This window comes from Paraeggerthella sp. Marseille-Q4926, from assembly GCF_916618935.1.
Classification (GTDB): domain Bacteria; phylum Actinomycetota; class Coriobacteriia; order Coriobacteriales; family Eggerthellaceae; genus Paraeggerthella; species Paraeggerthella hominis.
On the sequence record NZ_CAKAKF010000003.1, the window covers coordinates 111,846 to 137,748 of the forward strand.

General features: G+C 64.3%; 23 protein-coding genes. 2 read left to right on the forward strand and 21 right to left on the reverse strand.

All coding sequences use genetic code 11. From position 1 onward, the window contains the following. Positions 1–24 precede the first annotated feature (24 nt). Together LG373_RS05600 and uvrA are read right to left on the reverse strand one after the other, a co-directional pair. Complete coding sequence (locus tag LG373_RS05600) at positions 25–1,575, reverse strand: GNAT family N-acetyltransferase (protein ID WP_114565772.1); 1,551 nt, start codon at positions 1,573–1,575, stop codon at positions 25–27. 161 nt (positions 1,576–1,736) lie between these two features. Further along, a complete protein-coding gene (uvrA, locus tag LG373_RS05605; RefSeq protein WP_114565773.1) occupies positions 1,737–4,616 on the reverse strand; it encodes an excinuclease ABC subunit UvrA in 2,880 nt (959 codons plus the stop codon). A gap of 228 nt (positions 4,617–4,844) precedes the next feature. Here uvrA and LG373_RS05610 point away from each other — a divergent pair, with 228 nt between their 5' ends. Further along, complete coding sequence (locus LG373_RS05610; RefSeq protein ID WP_114565774.1) at positions 4,845–5,189, forward strand: nitrous oxide-stimulated promoter family protein; 345 nt, start codon at positions 4,845–4,847, stop codon at positions 5,187–5,189. 90 nt (positions 5,190–5,279) lie between these two features. On the opposite strand, the gene LG373_RS05615 is transcribed toward LG373_RS05610, so the two are convergent. The 17 genes from LG373_RS05615 to LG373_RS05695 all read right to left on the reverse strand — a co-directional run bounded on the left by LG373_RS05615 (position 5,280) and on the right by LG373_RS05695 (position 23,059). After that, positions 5,280–7,487: an ABC transporter permease gene (locus tag LG373_RS05615; RefSeq protein WP_225749255.1), complete on the reverse strand. Its 2,208-nt coding sequence runs from the start codon at positions 7,485–7,487 to the stop codon at positions 5,280–5,282. Continuing rightward, complete coding sequence (locus LG373_RS05620) at positions 7,477–8,316, reverse strand: ABC transporter ATP-binding protein (RefSeq protein ID WP_114565776.1); 840 nt, start codon at positions 8,314–8,316, stop codon at positions 7,477–7,479. Before LG373_RS05620 ends, LG373_RS05615 begins: the two co-directional genes overlap by 11 nt. Before the next feature lie 135 nt (positions 8,317–8,451). Beyond that, positions 8,452–9,480 (reverse strand): sensor histidine kinase, encoded by a 1,029-nt coding sequence (locus LG373_RS05625; RefSeq protein ID WP_225749256.1) that lies wholly within the window; start codon positions 9,478–9,480, stop codon positions 8,452–8,454. Then, positions 9,477–10,145 (reverse strand): response regulator transcription factor, encoded by a 669-nt coding sequence (locus LG373_RS05630; RefSeq protein ID WP_114565778.1) that lies wholly within the window; start codon positions 10,143–10,145, stop codon positions 9,477–9,479. Before LG373_RS05630 ends, LG373_RS05625 begins: the two co-directional genes overlap by 4 nt. A 75-nt stretch (positions 10,146–10,220) precedes the next feature. After that, positions 10,221–10,691, reverse strand: coding sequence for a hypothetical protein (locus tag LG373_RS05635; protein WP_114565779.1), 471 nt, complete (start codon positions 10,689–10,691; stop codon positions 10,221–10,223). 350 nt (positions 10,692–11,041) lie between these two features. Continuing rightward, positions 11,042–12,013 carry a tyrosine recombinase gene (locus tag LG373_RS05640; RefSeq protein ID WP_225749257.1) on the reverse strand — a complete coding sequence of 324 codons (972 nt, stop codon included), beginning with the start codon at positions 12,011–12,013 and terminating at the stop codon, positions 11,042–11,044. Then, positions 12,003–13,427 carry a methylenetetrahydrofolate--tRNA-(uracil(54)-C(5))-methyltransferase (FADH(2)-oxidizing) TrmFO gene (gene trmFO / locus LG373_RS05645; protein ID WP_225749258.1) on the reverse strand — a complete coding sequence of 475 codons (1,425 nt, stop codon included), beginning with the start codon at positions 13,425–13,427 and terminating at the stop codon, positions 12,003–12,005. Before trmFO ends, LG373_RS05640 begins: the two co-directional genes overlap by 11 nt. Before the next feature lie 122 nt (positions 13,428–13,549). Beyond that, positions 13,550–14,470 (reverse strand): DNA-processing protein DprA, encoded by a 921-nt coding sequence (dprA, locus tag LG373_RS05650; protein WP_225749259.1) that lies wholly within the window; start codon positions 14,468–14,470, stop codon positions 13,550–13,552. After that, a complete protein-coding gene (locus tag LG373_RS05655) occupies positions 14,467–15,960 on the reverse strand; it encodes a YifB family Mg chelatase-like AAA ATPase (protein WP_114565949.1) in 1,494 nt (497 codons plus the stop codon). The genes dprA and LG373_RS05655 overlap by 4 nt, the downstream gene beginning before the upstream one ends. Continuing rightward, entirely contained in the window at positions 15,960–16,466 is a 507-nt protein-coding gene (locus LG373_RS05660; protein WP_114565782.1) for a YraN family protein, read from the reverse strand. The genes LG373_RS05655 and LG373_RS05660 overlap by 1 nt, the downstream gene beginning before the upstream one ends. 387 nt (positions 16,467–16,853) lie before the next feature. Then, positions 16,854–17,642, reverse strand: a complete 789-nt coding sequence (locus LG373_RS05665) for a ribonuclease HII (protein WP_225749260.1) — start codon at positions 17,640–17,642, stop codon at positions 16,854–16,856. Positions 17,643–17,767: 125 nt separating this feature from the next. Beyond that, complete coding sequence (gene rplS, locus LG373_RS05670; protein WP_114565784.1) at positions 17,768–18,115, reverse strand: 50S ribosomal protein L19; 348 nt, start codon at positions 18,113–18,115, stop codon at positions 17,768–17,770. A 144-nt stretch (positions 18,116–18,259) separates the two neighbouring features. Next, positions 18,260–18,592, reverse strand: coding sequence for an AzlD domain-containing protein (locus tag LG373_RS05675; protein WP_114565785.1), 333 nt, complete (start codon positions 18,590–18,592; stop codon positions 18,260–18,262). After that, positions 18,592–19,278: an AzlC family ABC transporter permease gene (locus LG373_RS05680; protein WP_114565786.1), complete on the reverse strand. Its 687-nt coding sequence runs from the start codon at positions 19,276–19,278 to the stop codon at positions 18,592–18,594. The genes LG373_RS05675 and LG373_RS05680 overlap by 1 nt, the downstream gene beginning before the upstream one ends. A gap of 230 nt (positions 19,279–19,508) precedes the next feature. Beyond that, the gene (locus LG373_RS05685; RefSeq protein WP_114565787.1) at positions 19,509–20,552 is read right to left on the reverse strand and encodes a deoxyguanosinetriphosphate triphosphohydrolase; all 1,044 of its coding nucleotides are present in this window, start codon (positions 20,550–20,552) and stop codon (positions 19,509–19,511) included. Between the two features lie 148 nt (positions 20,553–20,700). Further along, positions 20,701–21,777 carry an S-methyl-5-thioribose-1-phosphate isomerase gene (gene mtnA, locus LG373_RS05690; RefSeq protein WP_114565788.1) on the reverse strand — a complete coding sequence of 359 codons (1,077 nt, stop codon included), beginning with the start codon at positions 21,775–21,777 and terminating at the stop codon, positions 20,701–20,703. Between the two features lie 52 nt (positions 21,778–21,829). Then, positions 21,830–23,059, reverse strand: a complete 1,230-nt coding sequence (locus LG373_RS05695; protein ID WP_114565789.1) for a (Fe-S)-binding protein — start codon at positions 23,057–23,059, stop codon at positions 21,830–21,832. Between the two features lie 192 nt (positions 23,060–23,251). On the opposite strand from LG373_RS05695, the gene LG373_RS05700 reads away from it, so the two are divergent. Continuing rightward, positions 23,252–24,136 carry a nucleoside hydrolase gene (locus LG373_RS05700; protein WP_181792500.1) on the forward strand — a complete coding sequence of 295 codons (885 nt, stop codon included), beginning with the start codon at positions 23,252–23,254 and terminating at the stop codon, positions 24,134–24,136. Between the two features lie 33 nt (positions 24,137–24,169). Here LG373_RS05700 and LG373_RS05705 read toward each other — a convergent pair whose 3' ends face one another. Together LG373_RS05705 and LG373_RS05710 are read right to left on the reverse strand one after the other, a co-directional pair. Further along, positions 24,170–25,021, reverse strand: coding sequence for an ABC transporter ATP-binding protein (locus LG373_RS05705; protein WP_114565791.1), 852 nt, complete (start codon positions 25,019–25,021; stop codon positions 24,170–24,172). A gap of 27 nt (positions 25,022–25,048) precedes the next feature. After that, the gene (locus LG373_RS05710; protein ID WP_114565792.1) at positions 25,049–25,903 is read right to left on the reverse strand and encodes an ABC transporter permease; all 855 of its coding nucleotides are present in this window, start codon (positions 25,901–25,903) and stop codon (positions 25,049–25,051) included.

Here is a 25,903-nt window from a genome sequence, read left to right on the forward strand (position 1 = left end):
AAAACTCCCCGTCAAACGGCCGTTTTAGAACTGCGAGCGTAGAACCCTCTCGTAGGCCACGCGATGCTTCTCCCGCCCGAACACGTCGCGTATCACCATGGCGCCGCATCGCTCGTAGCCGTGCTTCTCCAAGAGCTTCTGCATGGGAAGGTTCTGCGGGTACACGTCGGCGCGCACGCTCGAACGGCCTCCCGCGCGCGCGATCTGATCCGCCTTGTCCAAAATGAACATGCCCACGCCGCGCCTCCGCGCATGCCGGTCGACCGAGACCCAGTGCAGCTCGGCGTAGGGCTGCGGGCTGGCCTTCGTGTCGGTGAGCCACGCGCCGTCAAGCTCGTTGTCGTAGTTCTTGTCGGGCGAGAACGACACCGCGAACACCGCGATGACGCGGCCGTTGCCGTCCTCGATCACGTGCGTGGTGCCGTTCTTTATGCTGTGCATGAGACGGCGCGCCGAGGGGTACTTCTTGCTGCGCCCCTCGTCGATCCCCAGTTCGGCGAACGTCTCATGCCCCACGTCCAACAGCGCTGCAACGCGATCGAAGTCCTCGCGCGCGGCAGGGCGCGAGGAGTAGTAGCCCAGAACCGATGCCCGGCCGGCGAACAGCGGCGGATCGTCGAAATCCGCAGCCGGCGCGCCTGCCGCATCGCCGGGCGCCGCTTTCGGCTCGCGCTCGGTCACCAGGAAGATCATGACCACGATCATGGCGCAGCCCAGCATGTCCCACGCCGAAACGGGGGTATGCAGCCAAAAGAGCGCCAGCAACGTAGCCGACACCGGTTCCACGCAGCAGAGCAGGCTCGCCTTCACCGGGCCGGCATCCGCCACGCCCTGCAGGTACAGCATGTACGCGCCCAGCGTGCCCACCAGCACGATGGCCACAAGCGCCGCCAGCGCGCCGCCCGAAAGCTGGACCGGCACCGTCCAGGGCTGGAACACCGCAGAGGCCGCCGAGCCGCCGAACAGCATGGCCAGGCCCGTCACCAGCATGGCGCCCCATTTCTTCAGGACGCGCACGGGCATGAGCGTGTAGAAGGACAGCGCGACGGCAGACAGAAGGCCCCAGGCCAGGCCTTCCACCGGAATGGCCAGGCCGCCGAAGTCGCCCTGGGTCGCGATGACCAGCATGCCGCCAAGGGCAAGCAGCAGGCCGCCCGCTTCGCGCAGCTTCGGGAAGCGGCGCTTGCGCAGGCACACGTACAGCATGATGAAGACGAGTCCCACCTGCTCGAGCGTGGTGCCCACCCCCGCGCTCGTGTACTCGATGGCGTACAGGTAGCTGATCTGCGTGAGCACGACGCCGAACACCGCGAAGGCGGCTATCTCGACAAGCGAGCGCCAGTCGCGAAACACCGCAACAAGATCGCGCCAGTTGCGCATAGCGGTTATGGTCAGGAAGAATGCGGCGGCTATCAGCATGCGCACGCAGGTGATCCATGTTGCCGGCGCGCCGTACTCCATGAGCAACTGCGCGCAGGTACCCGAAAAGCCCCAGCAGATGCCGCCCGCCAACGCGCACGCCACACCGCGCGCCACATGGCGCCTTCCACCCGTCGCCGCTACCGCTTCCGCCACGTCTCCTCCGACTCTTGATCGATTCCGAATGCTTCCCCGGCGCCGTCAAGCGCCAAGGCCGCCGCGTATAGTCTCACGCGCGACGGCCTTGGTAAAGACAAGAATCGGTAAATTCTCGCAATATATGCATTGCGCCGCATAAATGGCGCGAAATCCGCCCGCTAGCCCAGCATGCGCTTCACGAACGAACCGGTATGGCTGCCCTCGACCTGGGCCACTTCCTCCGGCGTGCCCTGCGCCACGATCGTGCCGCCGCGGTCGCCGCCTTCGGGACCCAGGTCCACGATGCGGTCCGCGCACTTGATGACGTCCAAGTTGTGCTCGATGACCAGTACGGTGTTGCCCGCGTCCACCAAGCGCTGCAGCACGATGAGCAGCTGGCGCACGTCCTCGAAGTGCAGGCCCGTGGTGGGCTCGTCCAGGATGTAGAACGTCTTGCCGGTCTGGCGGCGCTGCAGCTCGCTGGCCAGCTTGACGCGTTGAGCCTCGCCGCCCGATAGCGTGGTGGCGGGCTGTCCCAGGCGGATGTAGCCCAGCCCCACGTCGAACAACGTTTGCAGCTTACGCTTGATGCCGGGGATGTTCTCGAAGAACGCCAAGGCGTCCTCCACCGTCATGTCAAGCACGTCGGCGATGTTCTTGCCACGGTACGTGACCTGCAAGGTCTCGCGATTGTAGCGCGCGCCTCCGCACACTTCGCACGGCACGTAGATGTCCGGCAGAAAGTGCATCTCGATCTTGATCTGGCCGTCTCCCTTGCACGCCTCGCAGCGGCCGCCGTTTACGTTGAAGCTGAACCGTCCGGGCCCGTAGCCGCGCGCCTTCGACTCCTGCGTCGAGGAGAACAGCGCGCGAATATCGTCCCACAAGCCGATGTACGTGGCCGCGTTCGAGCGCGGGGTCCGCCCGATGGGGCTCTGGTCGATGTTGATGACCTTGTCGATCTTGTCCAGGCCCGTGATTTTGCGGTACGCTCCCGTGCGGCGATGCGCTCGGTTCACGCGGTTCGCCAGCGCCGGGGCCAGCGTGTCGGTGACCAGCGAGCTTTTACCCGAACCCGACACGCCCGTCACCACGGTCAGCGTGCCGAAGGGAATTTCGAGGGTGACGTTCTTCAGGTTGTTCTCGGTCGCGCCCGTCAGCTTGAGCGACCCCCTGCGCGGCTTGCGGCGCGTCTCGGGCACCTCGATGGCGCGACGGCCCGACAGGTAGTCGGCGGTAAGCGACCCTTCCGTGCGCATGACCTCCTCCGGGGTGCCGGCGGCCACCACTTCCCCACCGTGCTCGCCCGCGCCCGGGCCCATGTCCACCACGAAGTCGGCGCTTCGGATGGTGTCTTCGTCATGCTCGACCACGATGACGGTGTTGCCCAGGTCGCGAAGGTGCTCGAGCGTGGCGATAAGGCGCTCGTTGTCCCGTTGGTGCAAGCCGATGGACGGCTCGTCCAGAATGTAGAGCACGCCCATAAGGCCCGCCCCGATCTGCGTGGCCAAGCGGATGCGCTGCGCCTCGCCGCCCGACAGCGTGGCCGTGGCGCGCTCGAGCGTCAGGTAGTCCAAGCCCACGTCGACCAAGAACTTCAAGCGAGCCTTGATCTCCTTCACGATGGGTCCGGCGATATGGCCGTCCTGGCCGTCGAAGGAAAGCCCCTCGAAGTACCGCAGGGAATCCGCCGCGCTCATTTCCGTTACGTCGTGGATCGACTTTCCGCCCACGGTCACGGCCAGGATCTCCGGCTTCAGGCGCTTGCCGCCGCACGTCTGGCACGGCACCACGGCGAAGTAGGTGGCCAGCTTCTCGCGCTGGGAATCGCTTTGGGCCTCCTGGTAGCGGCGTTGCACGGCGGCCAGCGCGCCCTCCCACTCGATGTACCAGTAGGTTTCGCGCCCGTCCACCGTCACGTAGTCGACGCGCACCTTCTGACCGTCCAGCCCGTGCAAGATGGCGTCCTGCGCCTTCTTGGGCATGTCCTCCCACGGAGTGTTCTCGTCCGTGCCCATGTGCTCGGCCACCGCGCGCAGCACCTGGGGATAGTAGTTGCCGGTCTTGAACGGGGCGATCACGCCCTCGGCCAAGGTGAGCGACGGATCGGGAACCACGAGCGACGCGTCCACTTCCTCGCGGCTTCCGATGCCCAGGCAATCCGGGCAGGCGCCGTAAGGGGCGTTGAAGCTGAAATCGCGCGGCTGCAGCTCGTCCATGGAATGGCCATGCTCGGGACACGCGAGCGCCAAGGAGAAGATATGCTCCCCCTCGCCCAAGCCGCCCGTGGCGCCGCTCGACTTGCCGCCGCCCTCGCCGAGCGGCTTTCCGTCCTCGCCCAGCACCTGCACGAGCACGCGCCCCTCCGCCAGCTTCGTCGCCAGCTCCACCGCTTCGGCGATGCGGCTCGTCGCGCTCTCCTTCAACTGCACGCGGTCCACCACCACGTCGATGAAGTGTTTGATCTTCTTGTTGAGCGTGCGCGGCTCGCCGTCAAGCTTCACGATCTCGCCGTCGATGCGAACGCGGCTGAAGCCCTCCTTCTGCAAATCGGCGAACAGCTTCGTGAACTCGCCTTTGCGACCGGCCACCACCGGTGCCATGACAATGGCCTTCGCATCGGGCGCGAGCGCCAGGATCTCGTCGGTCACCTGGTCGGTGGTCTGCTTCTTGATGACGCGCCCGCACTCGGGGCAGTGCGGTACGCCCACCCGCGCGAACAGCAGGCGCAGGTAGTCGTAGATCTCGGTGGTGGTGCCCACCGTGGAACGCGGGTTCTTGCTCGTGGTCTTCTGGTCGATGGACACCGCCGGCGACAGGCCGTCGATGCTGTCCAAATCGGGTTTGGACATCTGGCCGAGAAACATGCGCGCGTAGCTCGAAAGGCTCTCGACGTAGCGGCGCTGGCCCTCGGCGTACATCGTATCGAACGCGAGGCTCGACTTGCCGCTGCCCGACAGGCCCGTGATGACGACCAGCTCGTCACGGGGAATGGCGAGGTCGACGTTTTTCAGGTTGTGCTCGCGGGCACCTTTGATAACGATGGCGTTCTGTCCCATGTGCGCTTCCGCTCTTTCTTCCTCTATCGTTCAATCGGCATCCCCGCTCCCGGTTCAAGAGAGCAAATATGGATACCTGAAAACTATCATTTCCATGCAATCGTTCATTGTAGCGCACACGGCCCAGAGATAGCGCAAAAACATTTGTTCGTGTGTTCTTGTTCAAGGTTTACGCACATTTCGTTCGATGGGGAATCGCGACGCGCAAGCTGTGGTACAGTGCCGCCTATGGAAGACGCCCCGAAAACAGCCAAACGGCGCGAGCGCGAAAAGCGAACCATTTCGCAGATGGTCGCCCTCTACTGCGCGGAAAACCACAAAAGCGCCGAACGCACCGAGCAAGCTCACTGCGGCGAGGCCGTATGCCCCGCATGCGCCCACCTCGACGAGTACGCCGTGCTGCGCACCGAGCGCTGCCGCAAGATGGACGTGAAAACCTCGTGCGAGGAATGCGGAAACCAGTGCTACAAGCCCGAGATGCGCGAGCAGATTCGCGCCGTGATGCGCTACGCCGGCCCCCGCATGCTGAAAAAGCATCCCGTAGCCGCCATTCGGCACCTGCTCGGAAAATAAGCGGCCCCCTCGTCTCGCCGAGACAAGGGGGCCGCCGACTCATTGCGGGACGCCCGAACGGATGCCCGCACGTTCGATCGCGCAGACAGCCTATCCCAAAAGCTTCGATCCGAGCGAGCTTCTGATGATGCCCCGGCACGTGAAGTACGTCACCGCCAGATAGCTTCCGTACACGAGCACGGTCAGCGCGCCCGTCATCAGGATGGGGCCGCTCACGGACACGCCCAGCAGGTCGAACACGCTCGAACCGATCACGCTGACGGCGCACACCGCATGGCATACGGCAAGCCCCAACGGTGCCAAGAAGTACACGAGCACCTGCGTGCGCAGCGACCCCAAGATCATGCGGCGATCGCAGCCGATTTGCGCGAGCACCTTGTACCGCGGCAGGGAATCGCTCGTCTCCGACAGCTGCTGGATGGCCAGCATGGCCGCCGTGGTGATCAGGAAGGTGAACCCGATGTAGAGCGCCAGGTACGTGATGAGCACGTTCATGCCGCCCGCCTGCTCGATCACTTCGGCCTTGGTCATGGTCATGGTCACGGGCCAAGGCTGCGACCCGTACGACCAACCGGCGCTCGCCTGCTGCTCGTCAGGCGGAAGCGCCTGAGCCAAAGCTTCCTTGAGCATCTTGTCGCCCTGCGCCGCATCCACGGAGTAGTTCACGTCCAGATAGCTCACGTAAGGCATCACTTCGGACGCGCGCACCTCGGCGATCACGGAGTCGGGCACGACCACGATGCCCGCATCGTTGACGAACGAAGACGTGGCCAGCACCTGCTCCACGTACGCGCCCGTCGCCGTGAGCGTACGGTCCGCCACGTTCACCTGGCGTCCCTCTTCCGCCATCGCGCGCGCCAGCTCCTTGATCGCGGTCACGGCATTGCTTACCGCGTAGCCGTCCTCTCCCACGCTCACCGGGTCTTGGCCGGTCAGCGTGCGCACGGCGTTGAACTGCGACTCGCCCACGACCACCAGCGATTGAGAACGCATGCCGCTGTCGTACAGGGAATTGCCCGTGCCCACCTGGTAGCGGTCCATGAACTCGCCGTACGTGGTGGTTCCCTCGATCGGCTGGTACAGGTCGGCCTGAACCGATTCCTTCACGAAGTCGCTCCACGAAGGAGCATCAGCGGAAATGCGCGCAGCGATGTCCCAGTTCCAGGATTCGCCCTCTTCGCGCAGCTGTTGAGCGCGCTCCTTTTCCCGCTGAAGGTAGGCCTCGGCCTCCGCGGGATCCTCCTCGCGCATCCTTTCAAGGCGATCCTGCGCCAAATCGCTATGGCCCAAGTACACGTTGGCCGTGAGCGTGGCGTCGAACTGCGTGCTTCGTTCGAGATCCCCCGTGAACACGCTCACCAAGCCCGTTCCCGTAGAGAACACGGTCAACGAGAAGAACAGCATGACGCATATCACCGAAAGCGACAGGAACGCCGTGTTAACCTTGCTGGCGATCTGGCGCATGGTGAACATGGCCAGCCCCTTGAAGTACACGCCGCGCGTGCGCTCGACCACGATGAGCGCGAACCCGGCCGACGACCAGAAGAACAGGAGCGTTCCCGCCAGCATGAGCGCGGTCGCCAAGAAAAACTCGCGGCCGAGATCCATCATCCCAAAGTCGATGAGCGTCTTGTACGCCGCAGCCAGCAGCGCCACGGACGCGGCGAACCCGACCAGGCTCACCCACGGGCTGCGCACGCGGAAGCCCTCGTTGCGGCTTTTCGCCGACAACAGGTCGATCAGCTTGTAACGGCTGATGGACAGCGTGTTGAACGCCGCAACCACCACGAATATGAGCGTGAAGCACGCAAGCGTCTGCACGAACGCCTCCGGAGAGAACACGAACCGGTACTGCTGCATGGAAATACTGAAGAGTCCCGCCGTGAAAAACGACAGCCCCTGCGACAGCGCCACGCCCAGCACGAGGCCCACGACGAGCGACACCGCGCCCACCGCCACCGTCTCCATGAGCACGATGGCCGACACCTGCCCGGGCCGCATGCCCAGAAGAAGGTAGGTGCCGAACTCCTGCTTGCGGCGCTTGATGAGAAACCGGTTCGAATAGATCACCAGAAAGCCCAGAACGAACGCGATCAGAACCGAGAACATGCTCAAGAACTGGCCCGTCAGGTTGAAGATGCTCTCAGTTGACGCGCCCTCCAAATCGAACAGGATCGACTGGCTCTGCACGGAGTTGAACGCGTAGAACACCGCCACCCCGAACACGAGCGTCACGAAGTAGATGGCGTAGTCGCGCACCGAGCGGCGAACGTTGCGAACAGCGAGTTTAGCCAGCATCGCGCACGTCACCGCCCAGGAACGTGACCACTTCCATGATGCGCGCGAAGAAGGCCGACCGCGACGTGTCGCCGCGTCGGATCTCGTTGAATACCGCGCCGTCCTTGACGAACAGGATGCGATCGGCGAACGAGGCCGCGAACGAGTCGTGCGTGACCATCATGATGGTGGCGCCCAGGTCGCGGTTCATCATGGTCAGCGTGTCGAGCATGGCCTGGGCGCTGCGCGAATCCAAGGCGCCCGTGGGCTCGTCGGCCAAAACGATCTTAGGATCGGCCACGATGGCGCGCGCCGCAGCGACGCGCTGCTTTTGACCTCCCGACATTTGGTAGGGGTACTTGCCCAGCACTTCCGACACGCCGAGCGTGCGAGCCACGGCCTCCACCTTAGGCTTCACCGTAGAAGCCGGATCGCCCTTGACGGTGAGCGCCAGCGCGATGTTCTCGAACCCGGTGAGGGTGTCGAGCAGGTTGGAATCCTGGAACACGAACCCCAGATCGTCGCGGCGAAACTTCGCGAGAGCACGGGAACGCAGCGTGGTGATATCGCGCCCGTCCACCAGGATATGTCCGCTCGTCACCGTGTCGATGGTGGCGACGCAGTTCAATAGCGTCGTCTTACCGGAACCCGAAGGGCCCATGATCCCCAGAAACTCGCCCGGCACGACGTCGAAGCTGATGTCGTTGATGGCATGCGTCACGGAATCGCGGCTACCGTACACCTTCTGGATCTGACGAACGGACAGAATAGGGTGCGCGCCTCCCACGGGCGCGACTTTACCGCAGCCGTCTGCGGCGGCATCCTGCGGCGTCGCGTACACTTCAGTCATGATTGCTCCTTTGCGTTTTTCGGACTGCAACGATAGTACGCCGCGCGGAAACGAAGAGCCATCGGGCGAACTTACACCGCCCTTACAGATTTGAAAGGTTGGAAGGCGCACGGAGAAACCGCAGGCGATCGACGCTTACCGGCCCGCGTCCAAACGGCGGCGGTCGTGCGGGAACCGTATCAGCACGCGCGTGCCAACCCCCTCTTCGGAAGCGATCGCCACGCCCAAGCCCATTTTGCGGCACATTTGAGAAACCAGGTACAAGCCCATGCCGGTCGAGCTTCCCTGCTCCCGACCGTTCGATCCGGTGAATCCGCGCTCGAACACGCGCGGCACGTCGGCAGCCGGAATGCCGCGCCCGTCGTCGGCGATCTCGAGCATCGAGCACGCGTCCTTCGTTCCCAGGTCGGCCTCGCGCAGCGAGAACCGAACCGAGGTCGCCCCGTACTTCGCCGAGTTCGAAAGCACCTGCCCGATGATGAAGCCGAGCCACTTGCCGTCCGCGAACACCCGCGCATCCTCGTCCACTTCGATAACCGGCAAGGTCCCCCGCTCGATCAAGTAGCGGGCGTTCTTCTTGCATGCCTCGCGCACCACCGCGGCGAGCACGGTTTCCCGTATGGCGTAATCTCGCTCGAGCGACGTGGAGCGAGCGTAGTACAGAGCCTGCTCGACATAGGATTCAATGCGGTCGATCTCCCCCTTGATCCTCGATCCCTCGCTTCCGCGAAGCCCCGACGCCATAAGCGCGGCGGCAGCGATAGGGGTTTTGACCTCGTGAATCCACAGCTCGACGTACTCGCGGTAGGCTTCGGCTTCCTGTTTGTGACGCGCCACGTCGTCAGCTGCAGCTTTGCCCACCCGCTCGAGCGCTCGGTAGGCAAGCCGGCCTTCCAGAAACGAGGGCTCTTCCAGAAGCGCCGAAGCGTAGTACGCCTGGTCGAGTTCTTCGGACAAGGTGTCGAGCTCCCGGCAAAAACGTCGACGGCGAGCGTAATCCAACGCCAAAGCGCTCGCCCAGCACGCTCCCACGAACGTCGCGGACAGAACCGCCGCATCGAAGCCCTGACCCAGCAGCGCAATCATGCTGGCCATGCCCAGGGCGCACGCAACGCCGGCGACGATGAACACCGCCCGGTCTTTGCAGTAGGAACCCGGCGTCATACCAGGTAGCCCTGACCCCGCCGCGTAACCAGGAAATCGTCGGGCACTCCGATAGACGAGAGGCTTTTCCTCAGGCGGTTGATGTTGACGGTCAGGGTGTTGTCGTCGATGAACGCATCGGATTGCCACAGCTCCATCATGAGATCCTGACGCGAGATGATGACGTCGCGATTCGACATGAGAAGGTGCAAGATCTTCAGTTCGTTTCGCGTGAGCTCGGTGGATTCGCCCTCGTACGAAACCCGCCCGCGACCGGCATCGAGCACGACGCCTTTGTGTTCGATGCGAGAAGGCGGCTCCTGTCGCTGGACGCGCCGCAGCACCGACTGGATGCGGGCGAGCAGCACAGCGGGATTGTAGGGCTTGGTCACGTAGTCGTCGGCACCCAGGTTCATGCTCATGACCTCGTCGAACTCGCTGTCGGACGAGGTGAGCATGATGATGGGAACCTGGCTGGTCCGCCGTATGTCCCGGCATACGGCATGCCCGCCGGGCCCCGGCAGCTTCAAGTCCAAGATCACGCAATCGGGATCGTCGGCAAGCGCCGCCTCGGCAATCCGGTTGAAGTCCGTGCTCGTCGAGGCGAAATGCCCCTGCAGCTCGAGCAGACGCATAAGCTCCTCGCGCAGCGACGCATCGTCTTCGACCACAAATATCCGAGCCATGATCCTCCTCCGAGCGACACCTGGCGGCGCGCGTTTCCCAGAACTGCGTCGAAAAGCCTCCCTCGGCCCGAAACGCTAATCCTTGTCGTGGTTCGCGTACGTCTTCGGCAGCACCGGGCAACCGACCTTCGCGCTTCTGAAGTACCGCAGGACGAAGCTGACTCCCGCCACCGCAAGAGCCGCGCCCAAACCGGTGTAGAAAAACGCGATGAACCAGTCGGGCACCAAGCCTGAAGCGCGCAGGGCAATGCCGAAGCCCATCATGCACGCCATGACGATGTAGCCTTTCTTGTCGAAGAACTTCAGAACGTGCGTTTTATCCTCGCTGTAACCCCTGATGCGCTCGGCATGCTTGCCCACCATCTTCGAGAACACGAAGATATGGAACAAGATGAAGATCAGCAGCGTCCCTCCGACCAAGGCCCAGAACAGCCAGCCGGTTTCGTTGAAATAGGCGGCTATGCCGATGTTGGCGATGTTGACGCCCGCGATGAACCACACGATACCCGCTACCAACAGCAGCTTCTCAGTCGATATCTTCAGCATGAGCTCGTCCCTTCACCGCAACGCCCCGTCATCGACGTTTCGCTATTATAGGCTTCTTGCACGGGGTTGCAAACAGAGGCGCGCCCGGCAAGCCTGCACGACGCCCGATCAAAACCAAAATCCCGAGCAACCTCCAAGAAACGGAACCAGGGAAAGCACCGCCGCAGCCGCGCAGGCAAACGCCCTCATCTTCCGGCTCATACGCTTCCTCCCGCCCATTCGTCCGAATTCCGCCGGCATGCTCGTAGCAGCCGAACCCAGTATGAAGGGACAAAGCCCGAGCCCGCACGGCGAACGCAAAGCGTCAAGCAGCAGTCACGAGGCCGCAACCATGTTGGAAAAAGCAGGGCCTAGCCGCGCGGATGAGCCTGCGCGTGAACCTTCTTGAGGCGCCCGGGCGTCAGATGGGTGTAGATCTGCGTCGTGGACAAGCTGGCGTGCCCGAGCATTTCCTGCACGGTGCGCAGATCCGCACCGCCCTCCAGCAAATCCGTGGCGAACGTGTGCCGCATGTCGTGGGGAGACAGCGTCCCGTCCAGACCGGCTTTGCGCACCGCGTCCTTGAACATCTTGCGCATAGCGTCCGTGCCCATCCGGTTTCCGCGCGTCGACACGAAAAAGTAATCGCAGGCGCGATCTCCAAGCAGGTTGGGGCGGGCTATCAGGGCGTAGGTCCGCATCGACGACACCGCCATGTCGTGCAGCGGGATGATGCGCTCCTTGGACCCCTTGCCGAACACCTTGACCTGGCCGGTCGCGAAGTCCACGTGCGCCGAGAGCAAGCCGGATGCTTCCGATACGCGCGCGCCGCACGCGTACAGAAACTCGAGCAGCGCCTGGTTGCGCATGTCGGAATACGACTGGCCGCGCACGTTGCCGGCCGAATCCCGCTTTCCGTACACAGAGAGCAGTTTCACCATGTCGGCAGGCCGGATAACATGCGGTAGGCTCTTCGGCTGCTTGGGCCCTTGCAGAACGCTGGCGGGATCCTCGTCGGCAGCGCCCGTCACGTTGAGCCAGCGAAAGAAGCTGCGCAACGCCGACAGCCGCCGATTGATGGTAGTGCGCGAGTACTGAGCATGGTCGAGCTCGCCCAGATAGCGGCGAAGCTGACGGTGACTTGCTCGCAAAGGGTCGATATCCTCGCGCCACGCCCAGCGCGCATAGTCCAGCAGATCGATCCGGTAAGCGCGCACGGTATGGATGGAAGCGTTGCGCTCCACGCGCATAGCCTCGCAGAACGCCTCGATCATGGTCGCGGCAACCGGGTCGCACTCAGGTCGATCGACAGCGTCGGGCGAACCGCCGAGATCAGCGGGCATCGACGCGCGCCTCCCCATGGCCTGCTTCAACGTCGGCTTCGGCCGACGGCAGCAAACCGCAAGCGGCAAGGCCGTCGCGATACGCCAGCAACGCCCGCTCGCCGCGCTCGGCGTACGCAGCGTAGCGATCGCGCTTGTTGCGGATATGCTGGTCGAGCGGAGCCATGATGCCGAAGTTCACGTGCATGGGCTGGTAGTCCACCGTAGCAGGATCGGTCGCGTAGGCCATAAGGGCACCGAACGCCGTGTCGCGCGGAAGCTCGGGCAGGCTCTGCCCCTTCAGGAACGCCGCCGTCGACAGGGCTACGTGCAAGCCTGATCGGATAGCCTCGCAATACCCTTCGGTGCCGGCAAGCTGTCCGGCAACGAACACCGGGACCGTCGAACCGGGCAGCGCGTCAAGGCGAAGACGCAGCTGCGCATCCAGCAAGCGCGGGGCATCGACGAACGTGTTGCGATGCATCACGCCGTAACGAGCGAACTCCGCGTTCTCCAAACCGGGGATCATGCGAAACACGCGACGCTGCTCGGGAAACGTCAGGTTCGTCTGGAAACCCACCAGGTTGTAGCTCATGCCCTGCGCGTCTTCCGCCCGCAGCTGCAGGGCGGCCCAAGGCCGCCGGCCCGTGCGGGGGTCGGTCAACCCCACCGGCTTGAGCGTTCCGAACCGAGGCGCGTCCGCGCCCTTGCGGGCGATCTCCTCGATAGGCTGGCACGCCTGGAACAGGTCGCGCGTCTCGAAATCGCGCTTGATAACGCGCTCCGCGTTCACCAGCTCTTCGATGAACGCCTCGTACTCCTCGCGGCTGAACGGCGCGTTGAGGTAGTCGCCCGCGCCGGCTTCGGCGTCCTCGTAGCGGCTCTGGCGAAACAGCTTGCCGAAATCAAGGGAATCGGCCATGACGATGGGGGCCGCGGCATCGTAGAACGCCAGATGCTCTCCGCCCGTGAATCGAGCAAGGTCCTCGGCAAGCGCATCGGAGGTGAGCGGGCCCGTGGCGACCACCAGGGCGTCCGCCCCCTGCGCGTACGCCGCAAGGCCGGTCGCTTCCTCCCGAACCAGCTCGATCAAAGGATGCGCCGCGATCCGCTCGGTCACGTCGGCGGAAAAAGCGGCGCGATCGACCGCAAGCGCGCCGCCAGCGGGAACCGCGTTGCGCTCGGCTGCCGCATAAACCTGCGAGCCGAGCAGGGCAAGCTCGCGCTTGAGCATGCCGGCGGCGCTTTGCGGCTTCGTGCTTTTGAGGGAGTTCGAGCACACGAGTTCAGCGCAGTCCGACGACACATGGACGGGCGTAGACGAAACCGGGCGCATCTCCACAAGCCGAACGCGAACGCCGCGGTCGGCAAGTTGCAGCGCGGCCTCGCTTCCCGCAAGCCCGGCTCCAAGTATGGTTACCGTTGAATTAGACATGCCTGCAAGGATACCAAACCCCGGCCGCTCGCAAGGCAAAAACCGCGAAACTCCCCCGCTTCGCCGCAACAGCCCCTTCGAAGCCGCCGAAACCGGGCATGAGCCCGCTCCGAACACGCGCGTCATCGGACCACCGGTCCCCACCGGCCGTCCGGATGCCGCGCGAAAAGACCCGCGCGCTCGCCTTCGACAAGCCGTCGCATGAGCCAAGGAAGCGCGTCCTCCCCGTCGCAGCACTCGCGCGCAAGATCCATCAAGCGCTCCATGCCCAAAGACTCCGCGCGCAAGGCGGCCGCCACCGGATCCTCGTCTTCCGCGCTTGTCCCTTCCGGGCAAAAGCGCTCCTGCTTCAAGCAACCGAACAGCGAGAACAGCGCGTCCTCGAAAGTCTCGTCGTCGATCACCGGCGTCGCGCCCTGATAGAGCAATCGATTGGCGCCGCGCGACGAAGCCGCTGTGATGGCGCCGGGAACCACCAAGACGTCGCGGTTCGCAGCCAGCGCCTCGTCGGCGGTCGAGAACGTCCCGGACGGCAGCCCCGCCTCCACGATGAGCGTAGCTCGCGCGAGTCCCGCTATAAGGCGGTTCCTCGTGCGGAACTGATGAGGCAAAGGCGGTTTTTCCCATTCATGCTCGGATGCCACCGCACCGCCGGCATCGACGATCTGCTGGAACAGGCCGCTGTGCTCGGCAGGATAAGGGCGATCGCATCCTCCGCCCAGAAACGCGACCGTAAGCCCTCCCGCATCGAGCGCCGCTCGATGGGCGGCGGCGTCGCAGCCGCGCGCGCCGCCCGACACCACGCACACGCTGCGTTCGGCGGCGATGCGCGCGAACCGCTGCGCACAACCGCGCCCATAAGGGGTGGCCTTGCGGGCTCCCACGATGGCGATCCCCTCCTGCAAAGCATCTGCGCTGCCAACGACGTACAGCTTCTTCGGCGGGTTGGATACGACCGCAAGGGCCTTCGGGTAGGCACCTCCGCCCAGTTCGAGCACGTGCCGCGGACCCGAGAGAGGCCGCCCCTGCACGCGCGCGCTCATGATTCCCCTTCCCGAAGCCTGAATCCCACCGCTTCGCACAAATGCCGTCGCTCCACGCGATCGCGCTCCTCCATGTCCGCCACCGTGCGCGCCAGCGCAAGCGTGCGCATGATGGCCCGGCCGCTCATGCGGCTCGCCTGGGCAACCTCTTCGAGGAACTTCTCGTCGTCGTCCGAAAGGCCGCAGGCCCGCACAAGGGCCTCCGACGTATCGGGCCTGCTCTCGGCGGCTCGCGCGCGCCTCCACGACGAGAACTCCCGCGCCCGCAGCACGTCGCGGCGCAGTTCTTCGGAGCCGGTCCCGCACCCGGTTGCCAGCACCTCGCCTGGAGGTATGCGGCGCACGTCGATATGTACGTCGATGCGATCCATGATGGGCCCGCCGATGCGCCCTTGGTACAACTTGATCTGACGCTGAGAGCACGTGCACGGCTCCTCCTCGTCGCCGTAGTACCCGCATGGGCACGGGTTCGAGGCCGCCACCAGCATGAACCGCGCCGGAAAGTCGATGTTGCCGTCCGCCCGCGTAACCGTAACCCGGCCCGCCTCCAAAGGCTGGCGTATCCCCTGAAGCGCCGAAGGCGAAAACTCCGCCAACTCGTCCAGGAACAGAACGCCGTTGTGGGCCAAGGTTATCTCGCCCGGGCGAACGGGAGACCCGCCTCCGACCAAACCCGCCAGCGTAGCCGAGTGATGAGGCTTCCGAAACGGGCGCGCGCCACCGAGCACGGCTTCCAGGCTTTCCCCCGCCACCGAATGCACCACCGCCGTTTCAAGCGCCTCGTCTTTCGACAAAGGAGGCAGAATGGAGGGCAGCCTCGAGGCCAGCATCGTCTTGCCCGAGCCGGGAGGACCCATCATGAGCACCCCATGGCCTCCAGCCGCCGCTATCTGCAAGGCCCGCTTCGCCATGCTGTGGCCCGCAATGTCGCGAAAGTCGGGCAATGCCTCGCTGCCCTTGGCAAGCCGCCCGGTCATGACGGGAAACGGAAGCGTGCGGAAGTCGGAAAGGCTCTGTACGCAGCGATGCACCACGCCTTTGACGGCGTACAGCCCCTCCGAGGGCGCGGCAGCCAACGCGCAGCCCAACCGCTTCGCGCACAGCGCGTGAGCGAGCAGGCCGGCAACCGGCCTGACCGCACCCTCCAACGACAGCTCCCCCACGAACAAGACCCCTTCCGCCGCCTGCGGGTCCACCTGTCCCGTAGCGCACAGGATGCCCGCGGCAATGGGCAGGTCGAACCCCGTTCCCGTCTTCCTGAGCGTGCCCGGAGCAAGGTTCACCACCACTTTGCTCGCAGGCATCGTAAACCCGCATGATCGCAGCGCGGCCTTTACGCGCTCCCGCGACTCCTGCACCGACGCGTCGGCCATCCCCACGATAGCGAAACCGGGGATCCCGTTCGAAACGCTTACCTCGACGTCCACCGCCACCGCCTCGACGCCGCGAACCGCAGCGGCGCGAACCGTGCAGCGCCCCCTCGCAGCCATCATGACGAATACGCGTTGATGTGATGGCGGATCATGGCTCGATCGGGCGCAACCAGCACGATGGAAACCACGTCGAAGCGCACCGGCACGTCGACCACGTCGTAGTCCCTCAAAAACAAAGCTGCTATGTTCTCGTAGCGCTTTCGCTTTTCAGGGTCCACCGCCTCCGAGGGAAACCCCTTCTCGCAGCTCGACCGCGTTTTCACCTCCACGAACACCACCCACTCTTCATCTCGCGCGATGATGTCGGCTTCCCCTGCCGAGCACGTCCAATTCCGCTCGACGATCTCGTAGCCCCGTCGATACAGGAACCGGGCAGCGGCATCTTCGCCGCGCTTCCCAAGCTCGATGTTGTGCGAGTCGGCGCCCGCAGCGGCGCCCGATCCCTTCTTGCGCCCCCGACCTCGCTTCCTCCCCCGATCGTCCCCTGAACGAGCCTCCAGGCTCGTTCCCTCGTCGCGCGCCGGCGCCGTAACCCGCTCGGCAACTCCCGTTCGATCTTCCATAACCGTTCCCCCTTTCGTCGTGGCTCTATCATAGCGAGCGCACCTAGCGGAAACATGACGTGCGTCTAGCGCCGACCCTGCGCGAATCTGCTCGAATCAGCGCGGGTTCCAGCCAAGATGCAGCGCGTTTCGCGCGCGAACCCAGCAAAAATCCAGCGCGTTTCCAGCGCGCTTCCAGCACGAATCAAGCAGGATTGAAAACGTCCAGGTCAGACAAGGGGAAACCAAAAGGATGCCGTCCGGGGTCCGCGGTTGATGCAGTCCGGCGCGCGAAGCCCTGCCCGCCGCATTCCGCGCTCTGCGTCAACGCCCGATCAACCCCGGCAGCGGCGGGCGGAAATGCAACGAGCCCCGTCGAAGCATCCGACGGGGCTCGGGGAGAAACCGTTAGAACAAAGCAGGCTGCGTGAACGCCGTGCAGAACGAGACGCGATGGATGGGCGTCAAGCCGTACCGCTTGATTGCCTCGATATGCGCGGCGCTCGCATACCCTTTGCACGAATCGAATCCGTAAGCCGGATACTCTTCGGCGTAACGGCACATGAGCGCGTCGCGCTCCACCTTGGCCACAATGGAAGCCGCAGCGATGGAGGCGCAGCGGCCGTCTCCCTTCACCACGTTCACTTCGCGCGGATCCATGCGCAAGGGATTGCCGTCAAGCAGAATCACATCGGGACGCACGCCCGCGCGCTCCACGCTTGCAACGGCCCTCCGAAAAGCCGTGACCAAACTTGCAGTCATGCCGCACGCATCGATGTCGGCAGGCTCCACGTACTCGACCGTCCAAGCGAGCGCCGCCTCTTTGATCTGAGCGGCTATACGCTCCCGCGCCTCGGGCTTGACCTGCTTCGAATCGTTCAACCCCTCGATAACGGGCTCGTCGGGGAGCACGACCGCCCCTACGGCCAGCGGGCCCGCCAAAGGACCTCGCCCCACTTCGTCAAGCCCCACGATCACCCGCGCGCCGCGCGCTGCAGCCAGCTCGCGCTCGTACGCGTACATCGAAGCCAATCGCTCGCGCTCGGCAGCCTGCGCCGCAAGACGCTTGCGCGCGCTCTCCATAGCGGCGAGCACCCCTTTGCGCGTCTCAGCCGCCAGAGAGCGCTCCAGCACGGCGAACTCGGCTTCGTCAGCCTGCTGCAATCGTTGCTTTATGTCGGCTACCGTCAGTCCCATGCGTTCCCTCTCCCTCTCCGATTTCTATCGGCGCTCCCGCATCATAGCAGAAGCGCCGCATGCAAAAGAAGAACCCCTCGCTCCGTGTGAAACGAGGGGTTCTTGTACAGGTTGCTTCGCAGAGCTTAGCGGAAAGACTTCTCCTTGATTTTGGCAGCCTTGCCCACCTTGTTGCGCAGGTAGTAGAGCTTGGCGCGACGCACGTCGCCGCGACGGACGACCTCGATCTTCTCGATCTTGGGGGAATGCACGGGGAAGGTGCGCTCCACGCCGATGGAGAAGCTGATCTTGCGGACGGTGAACGTCTCGCGGTTCGAAGCGCCCTGGCGGCGGATAACGTCACCCTGGAACACCTGAACGCGCTCGCGGTTGCCCTCGACGATGCGGTAGTGGACCTTCACGTTGTCGCCCACGTTGAATTCGGGGACGTCCTGCTTGATCTGCTGCTGTTCAATGGCGCGAATGATATCCATGACCCGTTCCTTCTTATATGTTCAGTGAAAACTCGTTCGTGTTGTCTCATAAAGACACGATTGGACAGTATACCTCGATGTGCTTCTGCTTGCAAGGCAATTCCTTGCCTTGTTCGGAAAAACTTGCCTACCTCCAAACCCCGCCTAGAAAAGCATGAGCACCGCGTACGCGGCGACGCCCGATACGGCGCACCACAGAAGAGACTTGGTCTTCCATGCCACCAGCGCAACCACCAGCGCGGCAACCAAAGGAGCGGCGGCAGGCCAGAGGCCCGCGTCGAACATCCCGGGCGTGAGCAGGTCGTTCGCCACCAATGCGGCAAACGCTGCCGGCGGTATGAACCCAAGCGCGCGCTCCACGTTCTCGGGCAGGTTGCGCCCCTTGAGCACGAACAGGGGAACCACGCGGCATATCAGCATGGTCACCGCGCAGCACGCGAACACGACGAAGAAGTCGCCCCATCCCATGGCTTCCATTATCCGCGCCCCCTTGCCCACGTGAACAGCAGCGCCGCAGCAACGCCCGCAAGCGACCCCACGAGGATCGCCGGACCGCCGAAGCCCGCAGCCTTGCACGCGAACACGCCCAGCACGGCCACGCCCGCGGCTATCACGTTAGCGGCCGACACCTTCTGGGTGACCAGCAGGCAGATGAAGATGGAGGTCATGGCGAACGCCGCAATGGCCAGCGGAATGCCGATGGCGTTGCCCACGAGCACGCCCACCACATTCGAAAGCGCCCAAGAGCTTTGGGAGAACAGGTTCACCATGGTGGCGCGGCCGACCGACCACTCCCCCTCGGCGAACTTCGACACGTTCACCCCGTAGCTTTCGTCAGTCACGGTAGCCGCGAACAGGAACGACAGGCGCTTCCTCACGCCGCGGCACGCCGGCGCGAACGCCGCCGAATAGAGCATCTGGCGCGTGTTGACCAAAGAAACGCTCGCGATGATGGATGCGACAGGCGAAGCCGCCAGCCACATATTGGGAATCATGAACTGGCCCGCACCGGAATAGAACAACGCCGAAAGCAAGAACACCTGCAAGGCATTCAGTCCGATGGAGTCGCACAGGATGCCGCAGGGAATGCCGATGGCAACGTAACCCAACATGATGGGCAACGCCGCTTGAAACGACTGTTTTATGTGATCCCCGGTAAGCATAGCGTCCCGATTATACAAGTTTTGTGCAGATGCGCAATGGGGGAATCTCGCTTGCCGTCAGCTTGCCGTCAGGAAGCCCGATTTGCAGCGGACGCAACGGATTGTCGCCCGAAACGTACGGAATCGAAGAGAAAAGCGTACGTTTCGGGCGACAATCCGCCAGCGTGAACGCATAAGCGCGAAACGGCCGCGCAAGGCGAGCAGCAAACCGCGTACCAACGCGCTGCGCATCAAAAATGCAGGGAATGCGGAATGAAAAGCTGCTGGTAGAGGTTCTTGGCGTAGCGGTCGGTCATGCCGGCTACGTAATCGGCCACGGCGCGCAGGTCGTCGCTTTCGGGAATGTCGCGGTACTCGCGCGGCACCTCTTCCACGTGATCGACGTAGTAATCGAACAAATCCTCGATAAGGTGCGTCGCCTTCTCCACCTCGACCGTGACGGTCGGCGCGGTGTACACGCGCTCGAACAAAAACTCCCGCAGCTCCATCATCGCGTCCCATACCGTGCTGCTCATGCGAATGTCGTCGACCGCGGCGGAGGTCTCCACCATGTCGCGCACGAGGGTCTCTATGCGCGTAGAGTGGTCGGACCCTAAAACGGCGTGCGTGGCGGCGGGCAGGTCGGACTCGGAAAGGACGCCCGCGCGAATAGCGTCGTCGATATCGTGGTTCACGTAGGCGATCCGATCCGCCGTGCCGACGATGCGGCCCTCCAGCGTTTCGGCCCGCAGATCGCCCGTGTGGTTGAGGATGCCGTCGCGCACCTCGGCCGTGAGGTTCAAGCCCTTCCCGCCGTTTTCGATGCGCTCGACCACGCGCAGGCTCTGCTCGTTGTGCCGGTACAGCGCCGCTGCCTGAGAAGACGTCGGATCGATGCCCTTGTGGCGGGCAAGGCAGCGCGCCAAGGCCGACTCTCCCGTATGCCCGAACGGCGTGTGCCCCAGGTCGTGCCCGAGCGAGATGGCCTCGGTGAGGTCTTCGTTCAAGCCCAGGGAACGCGCGATGGTCCGCGCGATCTGAGCCACTTCGAGCGTATGCGTGAGACGCGTCCGAAAATGATCGCCCTCCGCCGCCAGGAACACCTGGGTTTTATGCGAGAGCCGGCGAAACGCCTTCGTGTGCAGGATCTTGTCGCGGTCGCGCTGGTAATCGGTGCGCAGAACGTCCGGCTCGGCCGAGCGATCCCGGCCTTCGCTCTGATCGGCGAACGCCGCATCTGCGGAAAGCGTCTCGTGCTCTCGCTGCTCTTGGTCTTCGCGATGGATGACATGCATGGAATCCTCCTTGCAACCGACGTCCTGAACGGCATTGTACCAGATGCAGCGCCGTTTCATCAGGGGAAACGAAACGGCGAGACGAGACTTGGAGCGGACTTGAAGCGAAGCAGGAGGCAAGCTGGCGGCCCCTGCCCCGCCTTGTCGCCTAGTCCGACAGCTCGTGCGGCAAGAAGACACCTCGCTCGGTGACGATGCGGGAAACGTAGCGCGCGGGCGTCACGTCGAACGCCGGATTCCACACGTCTACGCCGTCGATGGGGCAAGGCAGCACTTCGGACGGATCGCGCTCCTCGATGGGGACGAGCGAACCGTCCGAAATGGAGAAATCGATGGTAGAAGTAGGAGCCGCCACGTAGAAGGGAACGTTGTGCTCGGCGGCCAGCACGGCAACGCCGTACGTGCCTATCTTGTTGGCCACATCGCCGTTGGCGGCGATGCGATCGGCCCCAACGACAACGGCGTCCACCTGGCCCTTCGCCATAAGGCTTGCCGCCATGCCGTCGCAGATGAGCGTGGTGGGAACGCCCGCGCGGGAAAGCTCCCAAACGCTCAGTCGCGCGCCCTGCCCCACCGGCCTGGTCTCGTCCGCGTACACCCGCTCGATCCCGCCACGCTCGGCCGCCGCGTACACCACGCCGAGCGCCGTGCCGTAGAACACGGTCGCCAAGCTGCCGGCGTTGCAGTGGGTGAGCACCCGCGCGCCCGCAGGAAGCAGGGATGCCCCGTGCGCGCCGATGGCCCGGTTCGCCGCCTCGTCCTCGACTTCCATGCGCTTCGCTTCGCCGAACAGGGTCTCGGCGACCTCGGACGGAAGCGCGCCCTCCCGCAGCGCCTCGCGCGCAAGAGCCGCGACGCGCTCGACGCCCCAGGCAAGGTTGACCGCCGTGGGCCGAGCGCCCGCAATCCGCTCGGCAACCGACTCGAGCAGCTCCCAGAAGCGCGGACCTTGCTCGGCGCATCCATGCGACGCGGCCTCCGATGCTCCTTCGTTGCATGCCCACGCAGCCACCGCGGCCGCCCCCGCTACGCCGATAGCCGGCGCGCCGCGCACCGCAAGCGTCTCGATAGCCCGCACGACGGCACGCCAATCATGCGTGCGGACTATGGAAAGCTCGCCCGGCAGCAGGCGCTGGTCCACGTACGCGAAGCACGCGCGACCGTCGCCGTCGCGTTCGAGCTCGACGGTGCGCGGCAATCGGTCAAGACGGAGGGGCTGGCTCATGAAAGGTCCTTTCTTCGGTTGCAGCATTGTAGCGCACCACAAGCCTCGCGCGCTAACCGAGAAGCTGCTGGCAGACCCACGCGCCGTATTCCCCCGACCACATGGTTTCAAGCTGGTAGAACGCCAAATCCCAATCGAACCCGTTCTCGAACGCAAGCTCCAGGTAGTTGAGGGACCGCACGGGCGCATCGGCCGCGCCCGCCCGCTCGTCGGCGCGCAGCTGCGCCGCAAACGTGTAGGAGCACGTGGGACAGTTCGAAACCAGCACGGCCGCGCCGACGCTCGAAGCCTCGTCGTCGAGGATGCGGTGCGCCCGCCGCGCGCACAGGTCGGGGTCGACAAGGGAAACGGCGCCGCCCGCGCCGCAGCAAAGGGCGCGTTGACCGCAATGGGGAAGCTCGCAAAGCGCGCCTTCCTCGAACAGGGAGCGAAGCGGACCCCCGAACGCGCCGTCGCGGTCGTGGCAGGAGTCGAACACAGCCGCGCGCGCCATCGCGCCCGTCGACGAACCCGCCGCAGCAAGCACGCGGTCCTTGCCTATCTTCACGCCAGCATCGGCCAAAAGCCGAGGAAGGGCGACGAACTCCATGCCCTCCGATTCTTCCGTTTCGGAAAACTCGTCGCGGCAGCCCGGACACGCGAACACGACCTTCGCGATACCGGCCTCGCGCGCACGGCGCACCATATCGCTCTTGTAAGCTCGGACGCGCTCTCCCAGCCCCCCGGACTTGAGGGGGCTTCCGCAGCAATCGGTAGAGATCACGGGATTCATGCCCCGATCCTGCAAAAACGAGAACACCTCCCGCGTCAGCTCGGGCGCGTAGCTCGCCAGCGTGCAGCCGGGAAAGAACAGGGTGTCCGATCCCAGCTCGCGCGCGCTTTCCCAAGAGGGAAGGTCCGCGTAGCCTATGCCGTGAACGGCCCGGTACACCGAAAAGATATGCCATTCCTTGTCGACCTGCGTAGACTCGAACCCCTCCATGGTGGTCGCGCCAACGCGGGCGAGCACTTCGCGCAAGCTCGCAAGAACGCTGCGGGCGTCGACGTCCGTCGGGCAGGAGCACGTGCAGGAACCGCACATGCAGCAGCGCCTGACCGCAAGCGCAAGCTCCGGCACGCTGTGCACCGCGTCAAGGGACGGCTCCCCTCTGAACGGCTCGATCAGATCCCGCAACGACGAGATCCCGGCATCGCTCAGAACCTCGCAGCGGTCGACGCAGGCCCCGCAACCCGAGCACACCGAAAACGCGCGCTCCAACCGATCGAACACGATATCGCCCATCGAGATCCGCCCCCCACGGTCTGCGCCCGAACCGCCTCCCGCGGCAAGCCGCGCGACGTCCGAGCAGCAAGGGCTGCGAACACCGTCGCAGCCCCGCCCCTTTACTATAGACTGTTGCAAGTATAAGATATGATCTAGTATTTCACAATGCTCTTCATGCCCAAGCCGCACGCACCGTCCGAGAGGAACATCATGAGCACACTAACGCCGAAACGCGTCATCGTCGACTTCGACAACACCATGGGGGTGCCCCGATGCGACGTCGACGACGGCCTTGCCCTCCTCTACCTGCTCGGCAACCCCGATGCGGTCCGAGTCGAAGCCGCATGCACCGCGTACGGGAACTCGTCCATCGACGTCGTGCACGACAACACGACGCGCCTCTTCGCGGAATGGAGCTTTGACGTGCCCATTCTGAAAGGCTGCGCGAACCCCCTCGACAAAACAAGCGAAGCATCGCGCTTCCTTGCGCAAGCGGCGGCGGACGACCGGGGCGCATTGAGCGTTCTAGCGCTAGGATCGCTGACGAACCTGAAAGGGGCCGCGCGCATCGACCCCGGCTTTTTCGGAAACCTGCGCGAAACGGTGCTCATGGGAGGAGTCACGGAAAGCCTGGTCATCAACGGACGCATCATGAACGAGCTCAACCTCTCCTGCGACCCCCAGGCAACGCTCGAGGTGCTGTCGTCGCCGACGCCGGTCAGCATCGCCACGTCGCAGAACTGCCTGCCGGCGACCTTTTCCCGCAACGACTTCCTGGCGCGCTTCGGCGGCGACTCGTGGATCGCGCGCACGTGCGACCCTTGGTTCTCCACCATGGAGAACGCGTACGGGTTGGACGGCTTCACCTGCTGGGACCTTGTGGCCGCCGCCTACCTGGCCCAACCGGACCTCTTCGACCAGCAACGGCAAGACGTGTCGCTCAACGCCGCGTTCCTCTCCGCCGGCTACCTCGAGAGCGCACGGGCAACCGCGCCTCGAGCGTCCATCGGCGTTCCGCGGATAATCGATCCGGAGGCATTCAAGGAAAACGCTTTCCTCTCATGGGAGAGAGCCTTGGCGCGCCTGAGGTTGTAAGGGGGACGCCTTCGCTCGAGCGAACGGCGCGGATCAATCCTTCGTCACGGCATGCACGAAGGGCGCGCATCCGGCAACGCACACCAGCACGGCCGCACCGTCCGAAACATCCGGCGCGGGAATCGCGAGCCTTCCCGCGCAAAACGTGCCGTCGGACACCGTTCCTTCGATGGCCGACGATCCCCTGAAGCACCCCTCCACCGTCTCGTTCGCGGGCGCCAGCAAGACCTCCGAAGGAGGAGCGTCTTGCAGCACCCGGCCCTCGCTCACGTAGATCACCCGATCGCTCATGACCAGCGCCTCCTGCGCATCGTGCGTCACCATGACCGAGGTCATGTCGAAGCGCCGATGAAGCTCCAGGACAAGCGCGCGCATTTCGTCGCGCAGCTGCTCGTCAAGGCCGCTGAACGGCTCGTCCAGCAAAAGCACCCGAGGCTTGCCCGCCAGGGCGCGGGCCAACGCCACACGCTGCTGCTGCCCGCCCGAAAGCTGGTTCGTCCGCCGGTCGCCCATGCCCTCCAAGCGAACCGCCCGCAAAAGCTCTTCAGCCTCGCGGTGGCGCTGAGGCTTGGACGCCCCCTGCATCTTCAGCGCGAACGCCACGTTGTCGCGCACGCTCATGTTGGGAAACAGGCGAATATCCTGGAACACGATAGCTGCGCGGCGTTTATGCGAGGGCAGGTCGTCAACGATTTCGCCGTCGAAGGAAACCGTTCCGCAATCCTGGGGCATCAGCCCCGAGACGATCTTCAGAATAGTCGATTTCCCTGCGCCCGACTCCCCCAGAAGCGACACGAACTCCCCGTTGGAAACCGAGAAGGAAACGTCGTCCAGTATAGACTTGCCTCCCAGGGAAAGCCCGATTCCATCAAGAGAAAGGTGCATGCAAACCCCCTGTAGCCCGTTGCCTTATCACCCGTACAGCTCGCCGTCCTCGCGCATACCGAACTGCCTCATCAGCCATTCGAAGAAAAGAAACACGGCGAACGTCGAAGCGATGAACACAAGCCCGTACGCCGCGGCAATGGTTCGATCGCCTCCCGAAAGGTAGGGAAACATTACCACGGCAAGCGTCCTCACCGCGCCGCCGCCGATCAGCAACGTGAGGAAGTACTGGGAAAACGACATGATGTACGCCATGGACAGCGACGACACGATACCCGGAAGCAAGGCCGGAAGGGTCACATGCCGCACCGCCTTCAACGGAGACGCCCCCAGCGCTTTGGCCGCGTCCTCGAGCCGCGTGCCCACCGCGTCGGTCATATCCATCATGATGACGGCGGAATACGGCAGCGCAACGATGGCGTGGGCCAAAACCACCCCCGGAACCGTTCGCGCGATGCCCGCCTTGATGAACAGCACCTGCACGCCCATGGCGAACACCGTCGTCGGTATGAGAAACGGCGTGACGAGCCCGAAGCCGAACGCCTTGCGTCCCGCCCATTCGTAGCAGCTGACGGCGCGCGCCGCCAACGCTGCGACGAGCGTGGTCAGCACTGCCGCGGCCAAGGCGATGAGCACGCTTTGGACCATCATCGAAAGCCCCGTGTCGCGGCCCTCCGACAAAACCAGCTCCACGCCTCTTAGGGAAAACGATTGAGGCAGCAGGTGGGGCCAGGCCCAACTGTCGGCGAAGGCCCACAGGGCCACCACCGCGATGGGCAGCAAGACGATTGCCACGTGCACGGCGACGAACACCTTGGACAGCCTGCCCTGCCGCGCTGCGGAAACTCGCTTGCTTGGCTTCGGCGCGTCGATAGACGTCAT

Coding starts and splice junctions, on each gene's coding strand:
- uvrA (WP_114565773.1), bottom strand. CDS start 4,616: ATGGGACAGAACGCCATCGTTATCAAAGGTGCCCGCGAGCACAACCTG.
- LG373_RS05610 (WP_114565774.1), top strand. CDS start 4,845: ATGGAAGACGCCCCGAAAACAGCCAAACGGCGCGAGCGCGAAAAGCGA.
- LG373_RS05615 (WP_225749255.1), bottom strand. CDS start 7,487: ATGCTGGCTAAACTCGCTGTTCGCAACGTTCGCCGCTCGGTGCGCGAC.
- LG373_RS05620 (WP_114565776.1), bottom strand. CDS start 8,316: ATGACTGAAGTGTACGCGACGCCGCAGGATGCCGCCGCAGACGGCTGC.
- LG373_RS05625 (WP_225749256.1), bottom strand. CDS start 9,480: ATGACGCCGGGTTCCTACTGCAAAGACCGGGCGGTGTTCATCGTCGCC.
- LG373_RS05630 (WP_114565778.1), bottom strand. CDS start 10,145: ATGGCTCGGATATTTGTGGTCGAAGACGATGCGTCGCTGCGCGAGGAG.
- LG373_RS05635 (WP_114565779.1), bottom strand. CDS start 10,691: ATGCTGAAGATATCGACTGAGAAGCTGCTGTTGGTAGCGGGTATCGTG.
- LG373_RS05640 (WP_225749257.1), bottom strand. CDS start 12,013: ATGCCCGCTGATCTCGGCGGTTCGCCCGACGCTGTCGATCGACCTGAG.
- trmFO (WP_225749258.1), bottom strand. CDS start 13,427: ATGTCTAATTCAACGGTAACCATACTTGGAGCCGGGCTTGCGGGAAGC.
- dprA (WP_225749259.1), bottom strand. CDS start 14,470: ATGAGCGCGCGCGTGCAGGGGCGGCCTCTCTCGGGTCCGCGGCACGTG.
- LG373_RS05655 (WP_114565949.1), bottom strand. CDS start 15,960: ATGGCTGCGAGGGGGCGCTGCACGGTTCGCGCCGCTGCGGTTCGCGGC.
- LG373_RS05660 (WP_114565782.1), bottom strand. CDS start 16,466: ATGGAAGATCGAACGGGAGTTGCCGAGCGGGTTACGGCGCCGGCGCGC.
- LG373_RS05665 (WP_225749260.1), bottom strand. CDS start 17,642: ATGGGACTGACGGTAGCCGACATAAAGCAACGATTGCAGCAGGCTGAC.
- rplS (WP_114565784.1), bottom strand. CDS start 18,115: ATGGATATCATTCGCGCCATTGAACAGCAGCAGATCAAGCAGGACGTC.
- LG373_RS05675 (WP_114565785.1), bottom strand. CDS start 18,592: ATGGAAGCCATGGGATGGGGCGACTTCTTCGTCGTGTTCGCGTGCTGC.
- LG373_RS05680 (WP_114565786.1), bottom strand. CDS start 19,278: ATGCTTACCGGGGATCACATAAAACAGTCGTTTCAAGCGGCGTTGCCC.
- LG373_RS05685 (WP_114565787.1), bottom strand. CDS start 20,552: ATGCATGTCATCCATCGCGAAGACCAAGAGCAGCGAGAGCACGAGACG.
- mtnA (WP_114565788.1), bottom strand. CDS start 21,777: ATGAGCCAGCCCCTCCGTCTTGACCGATTGCCGCGCACCGTCGAGCTC.
- LG373_RS05695 (WP_114565789.1), bottom strand. CDS start 23,059: ATGGGCGATATCGTGTTCGATCGGTTGGAGCGCGCGTTTTCGGTGTGC.
- LG373_RS05700 (WP_181792500.1), top strand. CDS start 23,252: ATGAGCACACTAACGCCGAAACGCGTCATCGTCGACTTCGACAACACC.
- LG373_RS05705 (WP_114565791.1), bottom strand. CDS start 25,021: ATGCACCTTTCTCTTGATGGAATCGGGCTTTCCCTGGGAGGCAAGTCT.
- LG373_RS05710 (WP_114565792.1), bottom strand. CDS start 25,903: ATGACGTCTATCGACGCGCCGAAGCCAAGCAAGCGAGTTTCCGCAGCG.